11 protein-coding genes are annotated in these 13,740 nt (G+C 66.5%); 1 reads left to right on the plus strand and 10 read right to left on the minus strand.

The window, feature by feature from the left end:
• Positions 1 to 22: 22 nt before the first annotated feature.
• The 4 genes from mazG to cysM are packed head-to-tail and all read right to left on the minus strand — an operon-like array spanning position 23 to position 5,513.
• The gene (gene mazG, locus NFH97_RS00425; RefSeq protein ID WP_222516990.1) at positions 23 to 913 is read right to left on the minus strand and encodes a nucleoside triphosphate pyrophosphohydrolase; all 891 of its coding nucleotides are present in this window, start codon (positions 911 to 913) and stop codon (positions 23 to 25) included.
• A complete protein-coding gene (gene relA / locus NFH97_RS00430) occupies positions 910 to 3,168 on the minus strand; it encodes a GTP diphosphokinase (RefSeq protein WP_045993189.1) in 2,259 nt (752 codons plus the stop codon). The genes mazG and relA overlap by 4 nt, the downstream gene beginning before the upstream one ends.
• Positions 3,161 to 4,615, minus strand: coding sequence for a TRAM domain-containing protein (locus NFH97_RS00435; RefSeq protein ID WP_349624205.1), 1,455 nt, complete (start codon positions 4,613 to 4,615; stop codon positions 3,161 to 3,163). Before NFH97_RS00435 ends, relA begins: the two co-directional genes overlap by 8 nt.
• Position 4,616: 1 nt before the next feature.
• Positions 4,617 to 5,513: a cysteine synthase CysM gene (cysM, locus tag NFH97_RS00440; RefSeq protein WP_045993187.1), complete on the minus strand. Its 897-nt coding sequence runs from the start codon at positions 5,511 to 5,513 to the stop codon at positions 4,617 to 4,619.
• Positions 5,514 to 5,683: 170 nt separating this feature from the next.
• On the opposite strand from cysM, the gene NFH97_RS00445 reads away from it, so the two are divergent.
• Positions 5,684 to 8,545, plus strand: a complete 2,862-nt coding sequence (locus NFH97_RS00445) for an ATP-binding protein (protein WP_349624206.1) — start codon at positions 5,684 to 5,686, stop codon at positions 8,543 to 8,545.
• Between the two features lie 133 nt (positions 8,546 to 8,678).
• Here NFH97_RS00445 and acpS read toward each other — a convergent pair whose 3' ends face one another.
• From acpS to lepB, 6 genes are all read right to left on the minus strand, one after another.
• Positions 8,679 to 9,059 (minus strand): holo-ACP synthase, encoded by a 381-nt coding sequence (gene acpS, locus NFH97_RS00450; RefSeq protein WP_108132704.1) that lies wholly within the window; start codon positions 9,057 to 9,059, stop codon positions 8,679 to 8,681.
• Positions 9,060 to 9,143: 84 nt separating this feature from the next.
• Positions 9,144 to 9,959, minus strand: a complete 816-nt coding sequence (gene pdxJ / locus NFH97_RS00455; RefSeq protein WP_349624207.1) for a pyridoxine 5'-phosphate synthase — start codon at positions 9,957 to 9,959, stop codon at positions 9,144 to 9,146.
• 479 nt (positions 9,960 to 10,438) lie between these two features.
• Positions 10,439 to 11,137: a DNA repair protein RecO gene (recO, locus tag NFH97_RS00460; protein WP_349624208.1), complete on the minus strand. Its 699-nt coding sequence runs from the start codon at positions 11,135 to 11,137 to the stop codon at positions 10,439 to 10,441.
• A 79-nt stretch (positions 11,138 to 11,216) separates the two neighbouring features.
• Entirely contained in the window at positions 11,217 to 12,116 is a 900-nt protein-coding gene (era, locus tag NFH97_RS00465) for a GTPase Era (RefSeq protein WP_045993485.1), read from the minus strand.
• The gene (rnc, locus tag NFH97_RS00470) at positions 12,113 to 12,802 is read right to left on the minus strand and encodes a ribonuclease III (protein ID WP_045993484.1); all 690 of its coding nucleotides are present in this window, start codon (positions 12,800 to 12,802) and stop codon (positions 12,113 to 12,115) included. The genes era and rnc overlap by 4 nt, the downstream gene beginning before the upstream one ends.
• 57 nt (positions 12,803 to 12,859) lie before the next feature.
• Complete coding sequence (gene lepB, locus NFH97_RS00475; RefSeq protein WP_045993483.1) at positions 12,860 to 13,663, minus strand: signal peptidase I; 804 nt, start codon at positions 13,661 to 13,663, stop codon at positions 12,860 to 12,862.
• Positions 13,664 to 13,740: the final 77 nt, after the last annotated feature.

A 13,740-nucleotide genomic window follows, 5' to 3' on the forward strand; every position in this document is an offset into this window, starting at 1 on the left:
CGATAGGGTCTGGCCGGCCTCGTCAGTCCATGGTCGGATCGAACGGATCGGACGGCTCGGCGCGTTCGGCACGCTTGGCCTGCTGCCAGTGCTCTTCCATGCGCTCCAGCGAAGCCCGGCCGAGCGGCGTGTCCTGGGCTTCCAGGGACCGCTCCATATGGCGAAAGCGGCTCTCGAAGCGCTGATTGGTGCCTCTCAGGCAGGCTTCCGGGTCGACTCCCAGGGTGCGCGCCAGATTGACGGTGGCGAACAGCAGGTCGCCCACCTCGGTGGCGGCGTGGTCGCGATCCCCGGCCGAGAGCGCCTCGCGAATCTCACCCAGCTCCTCTTCGAGCTTGTCGAGCACCCCGTCGGTGTCCGGCCAGTCGAAGCCCACCCGGGCCGCGCGCTTGGACAGCTTGGCGGCGCGACTAAGCGCCGGCAGGGTCCGCGGCACGTCATCCAGCGCCGAGACAGAAACCACCGCTTCGGCCTCGCCCTGCTGCGGGCCGCTGCGCCCTTCCCGTTCCTCGGCCTTGAGCGCCTCCCAGCGGGAGTGGACCTGACGGGTCTCGACCTCGGCGGCACTGACGCCCTGGCGGCGGGATTCAAGGGTGCCGTCGGGAAACACGTGGGGATGGCGACGCAGCATCTTGTCGGTCAGCGTGTGCACCACGTCATGGAAATCGAAACGCCCTTCCTCGCTGCCGAACTGGCTGTAGTAGACCACCTGGAACAACAGGTCGCCGAGCTCCCCCGGCAGCTCGTCGAAGGCGCGTCGCTCGATGGCGTCGGCGACCTCGTAGGCTTCCTCGAGGGTGTGGGGGACGATGGTGTCCCAGTGCTGCTTGACGTCCCAGGGGCAGCCCTGCTGGGGGTCCCGCAGCACCGCCATCAGGGTCAGCAGGTCATCGATGGAATAGCGCCGGCTCATGTGCGACGCCCTCCCTGACCGCGCTTGCGCTTGACCTCGATGATATTGGGCAGCTGCTGGATGCGGGAGAACAGCCGGCCCAGTGTCTCCAGGCCGTCCACCTCGGCGGTGATCGAGATGCGCGCGATGCCGTCGTCGGTGTTGGTCAGGGTGTTGACCGAGAGCACGTTGACCTTGTCCTGGCCGAGCACGGCGGTGACGTCTCGCAGCAGGCCGGAGCGGTCCCAGGCCTGGATCTCGATATCTACCGGGTACTGGCTGCTGGAGCGCGCACCCCACTCCACCTCGATCACCCGCTGGGGCTCGTCGACCCTGAGCTGCAGGATGTTGGGGCAGTCCTGGCGATGGATCGACACGCCACGGCCCTGGGTAATGAAGCCGACGATCGGCTCGCCGGGGACCGGATGACAGCAGTTGGCCATGTTGGTCTTGAGGTTGCCGACGCCCAGCACGGTGATCTCGCCGTCCGGGGTCTTGGCCGGCTTCTGACGCGGCTTGGCCAGCAGCCGGTCTAGGTGCTCTTGCTCGTCGCTGTCGCCGAACAGCTGCTGGGCCTGGTGCAGCACCTGACCGATACGCAGGTCGCCGGCGCCAAGCGCGGCGTACATGTCGTCGGCATTGGCGTAGTTGACCTTCTGGGCCAGGGTGGCGAGGTCCATGTCGTGGACGTCGAGACGCTTCATCTCGCGCTCGAACAGCGCCTTGCCCTCTTCCAGGTTCTGGTCACGCGCCTGGTGCTTGAACCAGGACTGGATCTTGGCCCTGGCCCGGGAGGTGCGCACGAAGCCCAGGTTGGGGTTGAGCCAGTCACGACTCGGGGCGCTCTTGTTGGCGGTCAGGATCTCGACCTGCTGACCGGTCTTGAGCTTGTAGGTCAGCGGCACGATGCGACCGTTGACCTTGGCGCCGCGACAGCGGTGGCCCACCTCGGTGTGCACGCGGTAGGCGAAGTCGATGGGGGTGGCCACCCTGGGCAGGTCGATGACGTGACCGTCCGGGGTGAACACATAGATGCGATCCGGCGCCACGTCGCTGGTCAGGCCCTCGCGCAGGTCGCCGAATTCGCCGATCTCCTCGTGCCACTCGAGCACCTGACGCAACCAGGCGATCTTTTCCTCGTAGCTGTCGCTGCGGGCATTGGTATCGTGGCCCTTGTAGCGCCAGTGGGCGCAGACCCCAAGTTCGGCCTCTTCATGCATGGCGAAGGTGCGTATCTGGATTTCCAGCACCTTGTTCTCGGGGCCGATGACCGCCGTATGCAGGGACTGGTAGCCATTCTTCTTGGGGTTGGCGATGTAGTCGTCGAACTCGTCGGGCACGGTGTGCCAGCGCGAGTGGACGATGCCGAGCATGGTGTAGCAGTCCTGCACCGTGGGCACCAGGATGCGCACCGCGCGTACGTCGTGGACCTGGGAGAAGTCGATGCGCTTGCGCTTCATCTTTCGCCAGATGGAGAAGATGTGCTTGGCCCGACCGTCCACCTGGAACTGGTGGATGCCCTGGGCCGACATCAGCGACTTCAGGGTCTCCACCACCTCCTGGATGTAGCGATCGCGATCCAGTCGCTTCTCGGCCAGCTGCCGGGCGACGGTCTTGTAGTCGTCCTCGTGGAGGTAGCGGAAGGACAGGTCCTCGAGCTCCCACTTGAGGTGGCCAATGCCCAGGCGGTGGGCCAGCGGAGCGTAGATGTCGAACACTTCGCGGGCGACCCGCACCTGCTTCTCGCGCGGGGCATCGCGGACCTGGCGCAGGGCGCAGGTGCGCTCGGCGATCTTGATCAACGCCACCCTGACGTCGTCGATCATGTTGACCAGCATCTTGCGCAGGTTGTCCTGCTGATCCTGCTGCTGCAGGCCGGCGGTGGTGGCCTGGGTATTGCTGATCGCGGCCATCTGCAGCACGCCTTCGATCAGGCTCGCCACCTCGCGGCCGAAACGCTTGGCCACCTGCTCGGGCTTGATCAGGTTCTCACGCACCGCGCGATACAGCACGGCGGCTTCGATGGCGGTCTGATCCAGGCGCAGCTCACCGAGGATATCGGCCATCTCGAGGCCCATGCGAAAGCTCGAGCCGTCCTTCAACCAGGACTTGTGGGGCCGCTCGGAGGCCTGCTCCAGCGACTGCGCCAGCTGGCAGGCCTCGACCAGTTCACCGGCGTCGGCCAGCTTGACGTCGTCCTGCAGCCGCGCGACCCACTGATCGATATCGACCCGACCATCCGCGGTCAACGGCTGGTCTTCCCGCACTTTAACCATCTTTCCTGACTCCTTGGCGTGGCGACGGCCCCTGGCGTTCGAACAGTACCATCGACTCGAGGTGCGAGGTGTGCACGAACATGTCCGCCATGGCGACCCGTTGCAGACAATAACCCCCCTGCAACAAGTGTGCCGCATCGCGAGAAAGCGTGGCGGGATCACAGGCAATATACAAGACCCGGGACACCGTACTTTTGGCCAGTGCCCGGCACAGCGCCTCGGCCCCTTCGCGCGGTGGGTCCAGTACCACCACCTCGGCATCATGGGTACGCAACAGCCTCGCCACCTGCCCTTCGTCATGCAGGTTGCCCTGGAGGGCAGCGACGTCCAGATCCGCGCCCGCGGCGTTGTCGGCCAGGCGTGAGGTCATCTCCGGCGAGCCTTCCACCGCGCTCACCGCGTAGCCCGACGCCGCCAGCGGCAGGCTGAAATTGCCGATCCCGGCGAACAGATCCAGCAGGGGTTCATCGACCCGGCGAGGTGTTCCCAGCCAATCCAGCGCGGTCTCGATCATGCGCTGGTTGACCTGGGCGTTGGCCTGCAGGAAGTCGCTCGGTCCGACGCCGAGGCTGAGCGGGCCACGCGCCGACGGGACCGTCACCTGGAGTCCTCGGGGCGGGGTCACCAGCCACTCGAAGCGAACCTGTTCACGGCCTGCCAGCACGCCGACGGCGATGCCTCGCTCATCGGCCCATGCACGCCAGCGTGCCAGGTCCGCGGGTTGCTCGCGCAGTTGGCGGATCACCAGGGTCACCTGGCCGTCGCTGGCCAGCAGTTCCAGATGGCCGACCTGGCGTGGCGCCTCGAGGCTCGCCAGCTGCTGGTGCAACGGTGCCAGCAGCGACGACAGCTCCGGCACCAGAACGGTGCAGCTCTCCACCGATACCAGCCGGTGACTGCGCCTGGCGCGAAAGCCCAGATGGATGCCGCCGTCGGCATCGACCCTGACCCCCAGCCGAGCACGGCGGCGATAGGCGACGTCATCACTGGCCAGCACCTCGATGCGTTCGAGGTCGACCTCGACGCCCTGACGGGCCAGCAGCTCCGACAGTACGACGGCCTTGTGACGACGCTGGGCGTCGAGTTCCAGATGCTGCAGATCACAGCCGCCACAGCGCTCGATGTAGGGACAGGGCGGCGTCACCCGGGTCGGCGCGGCCTCGATCAGCTCACGCAGGTGGGCCTCGTCGTAGCGCTTGCGGGTGCGATGCACCGCCACCCTGACCCGCTCGCCGGGCAAGGCCCCCTCGACAAACAGGGTCTTGCCGGCGGGCGAACGGGCAATCCCGCGGCCATCGTGGGACAGCCCCTGAATCTCGAGCTCGTCGGGCAGCTCATCGGACGTGTCGGTCTGGTAGGCCCGGCGAGTGTCCGACGGGCGCTTGTGAGCAAGCCCCGAGACACCGGAGCGCTGACGCGGCGGGCGGCGTTTTCCCAGTCCAGCCACCTCAGGACTCCGGCGCCAGCAGACCGGTGGAGAGATAACGGTCCCCCCGGTCGCAGACGATGAACACGATCACCGCGTTCTCGACCTCTTCGGCCACCCTGAGCGCCCCGGCCAGGGCGCCTCCCGAGGACACCCCCGCCAGGATTCCTTCTTCCCGGGCCAGTCGGCGCATGTGTTCTTCAGCCTCGTGCTGGCCGATGTCCAGTACCCGATCGACCCGCTGGGGTTCGAAGATCTTCGGCAGGTAGGCCTCGGGCCAGCGACGTATCCCGGCGATGCTGGCGCCGTCCTCGGGCTGCAGGCCGATGATCTCGATGTCGGCGCGCTGCTCCTTCAGGTAACGCGACACCCCCATGATGGTGCCGGTGGTCCCCATGGAGCTGACGAAGTGGGTGATCCGACCGTCGGTCTGCTGCCACAGCTCGGGGCCGGTGGTGCGATAGTGACCCAGCGGGTTGTCGGGATTGGCGAACTGGTCCAGCGACTTGCCCTCGCCTCGGGCGACCATGGTATCGGCCAGGTCCCGGGCCTCTTCCATGCCGCCTTCCTTGCTGACCTCGATCAGCCTGGCACCATAGGCCGCCATGGCCTGCTTGCGCTCGCTGGAGGCGTTCTCCGGCATGATCAGCACCATGCGATAGCCCTTCATCGCCGCGACCATGGCCAGGGCGATGCCGGTATTGCCGGATGTCGCTTCGATCAGGGTGTCGCCGGGGGCGATCTCGCCGCGCTTTTCGGCCTCGTCGAACATCGACAGGGCCGGCCGATCCTTGACCGAGCCCGCCGGATTGTCACCCTCGAGCTTTGCCAGCAGCACATTGTTGCGCCCGGCGCTGATGCGCTTGAGGCGGACCAGCGGGGTCTTGCCGACCAGCTGGTCGAGGTAGGGGAATTCCATAAGACTTTCCTTGTAACGTCATCTGACGCCATTATATCGACGCCCCTCGCCACTGGACAGGCATGGTCCCATGGGGTGACATGGAGACGTACGAGGCGGCGGTGGCCGCTCTTCGTCCGCGCCTATTCCCGGCCAGGAACGCAGCGCCTATGAGTTTGAGAACACGGTTGATGCTAGCCCTCGTGGGGCTGCCGCTGCTGCTGCTGGGGCTGGCGATCAGCCTCGCCTTGTATCAGGACCATGCCCTGCGCGAGGCCGCCATGGAAGAAAACCTCTCTACCGCCACGCGGCTGGTGGCCCCGGAGCTGGGCGAGGCCCTGTCGCTGGACGATATTGCCGGCGTTCAGGCCGCTGCCAATCGCCTGATGGATATTCCCAGCGTCCGTGCCCTGCGCCTGGTGCAGCAGGATCAGGTGGTGCTTGAACTCGGTCGACTGCGGGCCGAAGCGCTGAACGTCGAGGCTCCCGGCCAGGGGCTGTTGACCCAGCACTATCGCCAGTGGGTGTTGACGACACCGATCACTGCCGTGGACGGCGCCTACCTGATCCTCGATATCGACGCCTCGCTGCTGTTGCTCGCCACCTACAGCGATATCGCCAGGGGCGCCATGATCCTGCTGGTCTGCGGCCTTCTGCTGTTTCTGGTGGCCTTCACCCTGGGCCGCCGCCTGACCCAGCCGCTGGATGACATCGCCCACCTGCTCGACCAGCTGGCCGCCGGTCGTCAGCCCCACCACCTGCCGCTGGACCACCCGCTGGAGCTGGCCGAGCTGGGGCGCCGGGTCAACGCCCTGATCGACCACCAGGCGCGGGCGCGCGAAGACCTGCAGCAGCAGATCGAACACGCCACCTCGGAACTTCAGGAGTCCATGGAGACCATCGAGGTGCAGAACATCGAGCTCGACATGGCCCATCGCCAGGCGGTGGAGGCCAACCGGGTCAAGTCGGAGTTTCTGGCCAACATGAGCCATGAGATCCGCACGCCGCTCAACGGCATCATCGGCTTCTGCCGGCTGCTGGGGCGCTCGTCGCTGGACCCGCGTCAGCGCGAGTGGCTCGACCAGGTGCAACGGGCCTGCGACAACCTGATGTCGCTGGTCAACGATGTGCTCGACTTCTCCAAGCTGGAAGCCGGTCGTCTGGTGCTGGAACAGGTGCCGGTGGACCTCCAGTCGCTGGTCGACGAGGTGCTGGGGCTGCAGGCGCCACTGGCCCAGCAGAAGGGCCTGCAGCTGCTCAGCCTGATCTATGACGACGTACCGGCGGAAATCACCGGTGATCCGCTGCGACTGCGCCAGATCATCACCAACCTGGTCAACAATGCCATCAAGTTCACCGACCGCGGCGAGATCATCGTGCGGGTCATGGTCGAACAGTCCCGTCACGAGCGCTTCACCCTGCGCATCAGCGTCAGCGATACCGGCATCGGCCTCAGTGACAGCCAGCAGCGTCGACTGTTCCAGGCCTTCCGCCAGGCCACCGCCGGACACAGTCGCCAGTACGGCGGCACCGGCCTAGGGCTGGCCATCTCGCGGCAACTGATCGAGCAGATGGGCGGCACCATCGGCGTGGACAGCACCCTCGACCACGGCTCCACCTTCCACTTCACCCTGCCCCTGACCAGCACCGCAAGCCAGGTGCGTGCGCCCGAACTGGCGCTCGACCAGGCCTCGATCTTTGTCGAGGAACCCCACGGCCCCACCCGCAGGGCCCTTTTGCATATGCTCGAACAGTGGGACGCCCGGGTTGTGGCGAGCCCTCAGCAGGCCGCGCTGGCACTGGAAGCCATCGCCATCGAGGAGCTCGAAGAGGGCCGCATCGGCGAGCTGCGCACACGACTCAGGCAGCGCAACTGCCCCACCCTGCTGTTGATCAATGCAGGACTTCCGGATGTGCCCGGACTGGGTCTGCCCGATGGCTCGAGCGTACTGTCCAAGCCGTTGGCTCGCCAGACCCTGGCGGAAGCGGTGGAGGGCGCCCTCGCCGGTACTCGCCACAGGCCGAGCCTGCCTGCGCCGACGTCCCCGCCGGCGCTACCGTCTCGCCAGCCCTATGTGCCCGACGAGACGTCGACAGCGGCCCCGGCTGCACCGCCCCAGTGGAACAACTCACAGACCCCGCCGCCTTCGCCGGACACGCAAACCTCTATGGCCAGCCTGCTGATCGTCGATGACAGTGAGACCAACCGCCTGCTGCTGCGAGAACTGGTGGAAGGCCCGGAGCGTCGCGTGACCCTGGCCACCAGTGGGGAAGAAGCCCTGGCACTGGCCCAGCAGCAGCTCTATGACATGGTACTGATGGATATTCGCATGGGTGGCATGGATGGTGTGGAGACGACCCAGGCGATCCGCCAACTCAGCCCCGCCTGGGCGAAGAGACCGATCATCGCGGTGACCGCCCACGTGCTGGAACACCAGCGCCGAGCGCTTCTGCAAAGCGGCATGGACGATGTGCTGATCAAGCCACTCGACACCGAGTGCCTCGACCGCCTGCTTAGAGAAAGGCTGGGCAGCGGACTGACGGAAACGACCCCGGCGCCGAACTCACCGGTCACCGACAAGTATCGACAGGACGCCGGTGACGCTGATGACTCGGTCGAGCCGGCCGTCCCAGACCAGGCCCATGGCAAGGACCAGGGCCAGACCCGTGACAACAGCGATGACCAGGGCAACGACCTGCCCGACATCGACATCGCCCTGGGCACCCGCCTGGCGGGTGGGCGCGAAGCGCTGGCCAGGCAATTGCTGGCAAGCCTGGGGGCATCGCTGGACGAGACCCGTCGAGAGATCGAGGCGGCGCTGGCGGCCGAGGACGAAGAGGCCCTGCTCGATAGCATCCACGCCCTCAACGGTGCCTGCCGCTACTGCGGTGTACCGCGCATGGCGCTGCTGGTGGAAACCCTCGAGACCCGACTTCGCTCACGCGGGATCGACGGCGTTCGTCCGCTGCTGCCCACCCTGGAGCAGGCCATGACCCAGGTCGAGCGCTGGCAGCAGGACAGCGGAGAAACCCCACTGAAGGGACCGGTTTAGCCGACGCGGACAACTGTCGCTCGCAACTTTCGCTCGCAACTATCAACTATCGCTCGCACTTCGGGCGCCAGCGCCTGATCGTGCAACGACCGATCTTGCAGCGCCCCCCGTGCAGCGGCGCCCCCCGCAGCGATCAACGCCTTTCGAGCACCACGAAGGCCAGTGCCACATCGCTCTCGTCGCTGAGACTCAGGTGACAAGCGCCGACACCCGCCTGGTCGGCCAGACGTAGCGCTTCCCCCGAGACCACCAGCTCCGGCCGCCCCAGGGGATCGTTGACCACCTGTATCTCGGTCCAGCGCATGCCATGGCGAAGACCGGTGCCCAGTGCCTTGAGCCAGGCCTCCTTGGCGGCGAAGCGCTTGGCCAGAAAGGCCGAAGGCCGTGGCGCCTCGGTATAGCGCTCGGCTTCCAGCGGCCCCAGGATACGCTCGGCGAAGCGCGCGCCATGGCGCGCAATGGCCGCATCGAAGCGTTCGATCCGCGCGATATCGGTGCCGATGCCGAGGATCATGCCAGGGCTCCGACAGACCCGGTATTCCCGGGCAAGGCCCCGACAGACAGACCTCCTCGAGCCGGCGCTGACATCGGCAACGCCTCAGTGCTGATGGTCGTGGTCGTGGTCGTGCTCATGCTCGTGCTCTTGCTCAAATTCGTCGATGGCCGCGACCAGCCCCGCCTCGTAGCCGGCCAGCATCAGTCGCTTCATCTCCGCCACCGCCTCCTTGAGGCCGACGAACAGCGCCCGGGCGATGATGGCGTGACCGATATTGAGCTCGTTGAGGCCGGGGATGGCGGCGATGGCCTCGACGTTATGGTAATGCAGGCCATGACCGGCATTGACGATCAGATCGAGCTCGACGCCCATTTCGGCGGCGGCCACGATGCGCTGGTACTCGCGCGCCCGATCGCTGTCGTTATCGGCCTCGGCGAAGGCGCCGGTGTGCAGCTCGATGGCCGGAGCACCGGCGCGCCTGGCGCTGGCGATCTGATCCGGATCGGGATCGATGAACAACGATACCTCTGCCCCCACGGCGGCCAGTCGGCGACAGGCGGCTTCGATGGCGTCGAACTGGCCGACCACGTCCAGGCCACCTTCGGTGGTCAGCTCCTCGCGCTTCTCCGGCACCAGACAGACGTGGGCCGGACGTACCTCTTCGGCCAGCGCCAGCATCTCCTCGGTCACGGCCATCTCGAGATTCATGCGGGTGTTGAGAACCTCGGCCAGCAGGCGCACATCGCGTTCCTGGATATGACGGCGGTCCTCCCGCAGATGGACGGTGATGCCATCGGCGCCGGCTTCTTCGGCGACCAGGGCCGCCTGAATCGGGTCGGGATAGCGGGTACCGCGGGCCTGGCGCAGGGTCGCGATATGGTCGATGTTGACGCCGAGCAGCAGTCGAGGGGGATGCATCAAGGTTCTCCGTCATGGGGATGAAAGACGAGCCCTATGGTAGCACCGCCGACAGGCCGGCGGTCACCCGCGGCCAGGCGATATCAGCGCGCTGAAGCGTCAGCGAGACTGGCGGCGACGCTCGGCCATGGCGACCATCAGCGCACGGGAGCGCAGCGGACGGTCGCCCAGCAGCGGCGCCAGGGCGACAAGGGTCAGCGCGCCTGGCGGCGACGCTCGGCCATGGCGACCATCAGCGCACGGGAGCGCAGCGGACGGTCGCCAAGCAACGGCGCCAGGGCGACAAGGGTCAGCGCGCTTGGCGGCGACGCTCGGCCATGGCGACCATCAGCGCACGGGAGCGCAGAGGACGGTCGCCAAGCAACGGCGCCAGGGCGACAAGGGTCAGCGCGCCTGGCGGCGACGCTCGGCCATGGCGACCATCAGCGCACGGGAGCGCAGCGGACGGTCGCCCAGCAACGGCGCCAGGGCGACAAGGGTCAGCGCGCCTGGCGGCGCCGCTCGGCCATGGCAACCATCAGCGCACGGGAGCGCAGCGGACGGTCGCCCAGCAGCGGCGCCAGGGCCGCACGCGATAGCGCCTTGGCCGGCCCCGCGAGCCCGGCCTCGCCCCAGTCGGCCCCGGCCAGCAGGCGCAGGGTGCGCCCGTCGATGCCGCGCTCTGCGACGACAAAGGCCCGACTGCCGGGCTCGAAGCGGTAGCGCCGCTGGGGATCCAGGCCGCCACCGTCGGGCGTGGTGAAACGCGGCGCGGCGTCCAGCGCATCGAGTAGCGCAAATTCGAGCCGACGCAGGGCCGCAGCGCGGGAGGCCGGCGTCGCCAACTCGTCCAGCGCCGAGGTGTAGAAGGCGAACACCTGCCCCACCGGCAACTCCACCGGCAGCAGGCGGGTCAGCAATTCGTTGGCGTAGAGACCGCACAGCAGCCCCTCGCCGGCGAGCATCGCCGCCGGGCCACGGGACTCGATCAATCGCAGCCGCTTGAGCTCGCGATCGCCCTGCCAGGTCAGGTGCAGGGGCGCGAACGGCTGCATCTGACTGCGCGAGCGACTACCGGGACGCTGCACGCCCTGGGCCACGGCGCGCACACGACCGTAGTCCAGAGTCAGCAGTTCGACCAATGCACTGGTCTCGCGGTAGGGACGCTTGTGGAGCAGAAAGGCGGGCTGGGGCTGCATGGGGATCCCGACGTCGGGGCAACAGGATCACAACAGGACCATCGTCGTCGATGATCCTGCCGGGGCGCGGGGGAACGGCTCAGTCGAGGTCGTAGCCGAGGCTCTTGAGGGCGCGTTCGTCGTCGGACCAGCCACGCTTGACCTTGACCCACAGGTTGAGCATGACCTTCTTGTCCAGCGCCCGCTCCATATCCAGGCGTGCCTCGCGGCCGATCTTCTTGATGCGATCGCCGCTGTCGCCGATCAGGATCTTCTTCTGGCCCTGACGCTCGACCAGGATCAGCGCGCTGATGTGCACCACCCGGGCCTCGTCACGAAACTCCTCGATCTCGACGGTCATCTGATAAGGCAGCTCGTCGCCGAGCTGGCGCATGACCTTCTCGCGTACCATTTCGGCAGCCAGAAAACGCATGCTCTTGTCGGTGACCTGATCTTCCGGGAAGAAGTGGATACCCTCGGGCAGGTGCTTGTCGATCTCGGCCTCGAGCTCCGGCACATTGGTGCCGTGCTGGGCGGCGATCGGCACCACCGCGGCGAACTCGCGCTTGTTGCCGAGCTCGGCCAACCACGGCAGCAGGGTGGCCTTGTCCTGCAGGCGGTCCACCTTGTTGACCGCCAGGATCACCGGCGCCTCGACGTTGGCCAGGCGGTCCAGCACGATCTGGTCTTCCTCGGTCCAGCGGGTGCGGTCGACCAGAAAGACCACGCAGTCCACGTCCCGCAGGGCCTGCACCGCCGCCTGGTTCATGAAGCGGTTGATCGCCTTGTTGCGGTCCTTGCCGAGGATATGGATACCCGGAGTGTCGACGAAGATGGCCTGAGCGTCGCCTTCGGTCTTGATCCCCAGCACCTGGTGGCGGGTGGTCTGCGGCCGCCGCGAGGTGATCGAGATCTTCTGTCCGAGAATACGGTTCATCAGGGTGGACTTGCCGACGTTAGGACGGCCGACAATGGCCACGAATCCACAGGTCTGACTCATGCGCTGACTCCCTTGGGATCGAGGCGTTGCAGGGCGCTTTCGGCGGCCATCTGTTCGGCGTGGCGGCGGCTGGCGCCGGTGCCGACGGTGTGTTCGTCGAGCATCTCGACGTGGCACTCCACGGTAAAGGTCTGGGCGTGGGCCTCGCCTTCCACCGAGGTCACCTCGTAGCGAGGCAGCGGTGCCTGACGGGACTGCAGAAACTCCTGCAGGCGGGTCTTGGGGTCCTTCTGGGACTGCTTGAGGTCGATGCGCGCCAGGCGCTCCTCGAACCAGGCCAACACCCGCGTGCGTACCGCGTCCATGCCGGCGTCCAGGTAGATGGCACCGATCACCGCCTCGACGGCGTCGGCGAGGATCGATTCACGCCGATGGCCGCCACTTTTCATCTCGCCGGAACCCAGGCGCAGGCATTCGCCAAAGCGCATTTCCCGGGCCAGCTCCGCCAGGGTCTGGCCCTTGACCAGGCGCGCCCTCAGGCGCGAAAGCTGGCCTTCACGGGCCTCGGGAAAGCGCTCGAACAGCGCCTCGGCGATGACAAAGTTGACGATCGAGTCACCCAGAAACTCGAGGCGTTCGTTGTTGCGCCCACCGAAGCTGCGGTGGGTCATGGCCAGTTCCAGCAGACTCGCGTCCTGGAATTCATGGCCGATGCGGCGACTGAAGGGGGTCAGGGAATTGCTCACGACGCTCCTGTTAACTCTTTGTGCTGGCGATGGAAGAACCAAGCGGCGTTGAAGCGATCACGGGATCGTCCTCACGCTGGAAAAGCTCGGCAGTCCACCGTCCCAATGCATCCATACCGCGAAGGCCTTGCCGACGATGTTGGCTTCCGGGATAAAGCCCCAGTAGCGGCTGTCATTGGAGTGGTCCCGGTTGTCGCCCATGGCGAAGTACATGCCCTCGGGCACCACGACGTCGTGGACCAGCGGGCCGCGATCGCGGGGATTATTGTAGATCTGATGCTGATGTTCGCCCAATTGCTCGGAGAACAGCAGCTCACCTGGCGCGCTCTCCGGAGCGTCGTCGAGCAGCGTCTTGGGCACCGGCTCGCCGTTGACGTAGAGCTGTTTGTCGACGTAGCGCAGGGTATCGCCGGGCAGCGCCACCACGCGCTTGATGAAATTCACCGCCGGGTCCTGGGGATAGCGGAAGACCATGACGTCACCCCGCTCCGGCTCGTTCAGATCGAGGATCTTGGTGTTGGCCACCGGCAGCCTCAGGCCATAGGTGAACTTGTTGACCAGGATGAAATCCCCGACCTCCAGCGTCGGGCGCATGGAGCCTGACGGAATCTGAAACGGCTCCACCACGAAGCTTCTGAGCACCAGCACCACCAGCAGCACCGGAAAGAACGACTTGGCGTAGTCGACCGGCCAGGGGTCCTTGCGCGAAAGCTCCCGAGCGGACAGATCCACGCCTTCGGTGGTGCCGGTTTCGGCAGCTGCGGTGACGGCTTGACGCCGGGGGCGCCACCAGACCAGGTCGAGCAGCCAGATCAGACCGGTGACGGCGACCGCGATCACCAGCAGCAGGGAGAAGTCCATATCAGTGTTTCCAGGTGGCTTGTAAGTCGGTATCTGAGGGAGGGGCAAGCCGTCCCGGCGTCACACCGGGACGGATC

It is taken from the genome of Halomonas sp. SCS19, from assembly GCF_040147015.1.
Classification (GTDB): Bacteria; Pseudomonadota; Gammaproteobacteria; order Pseudomonadales; family Halomonadaceae; genus Halomonas; species Halomonas litopenaei.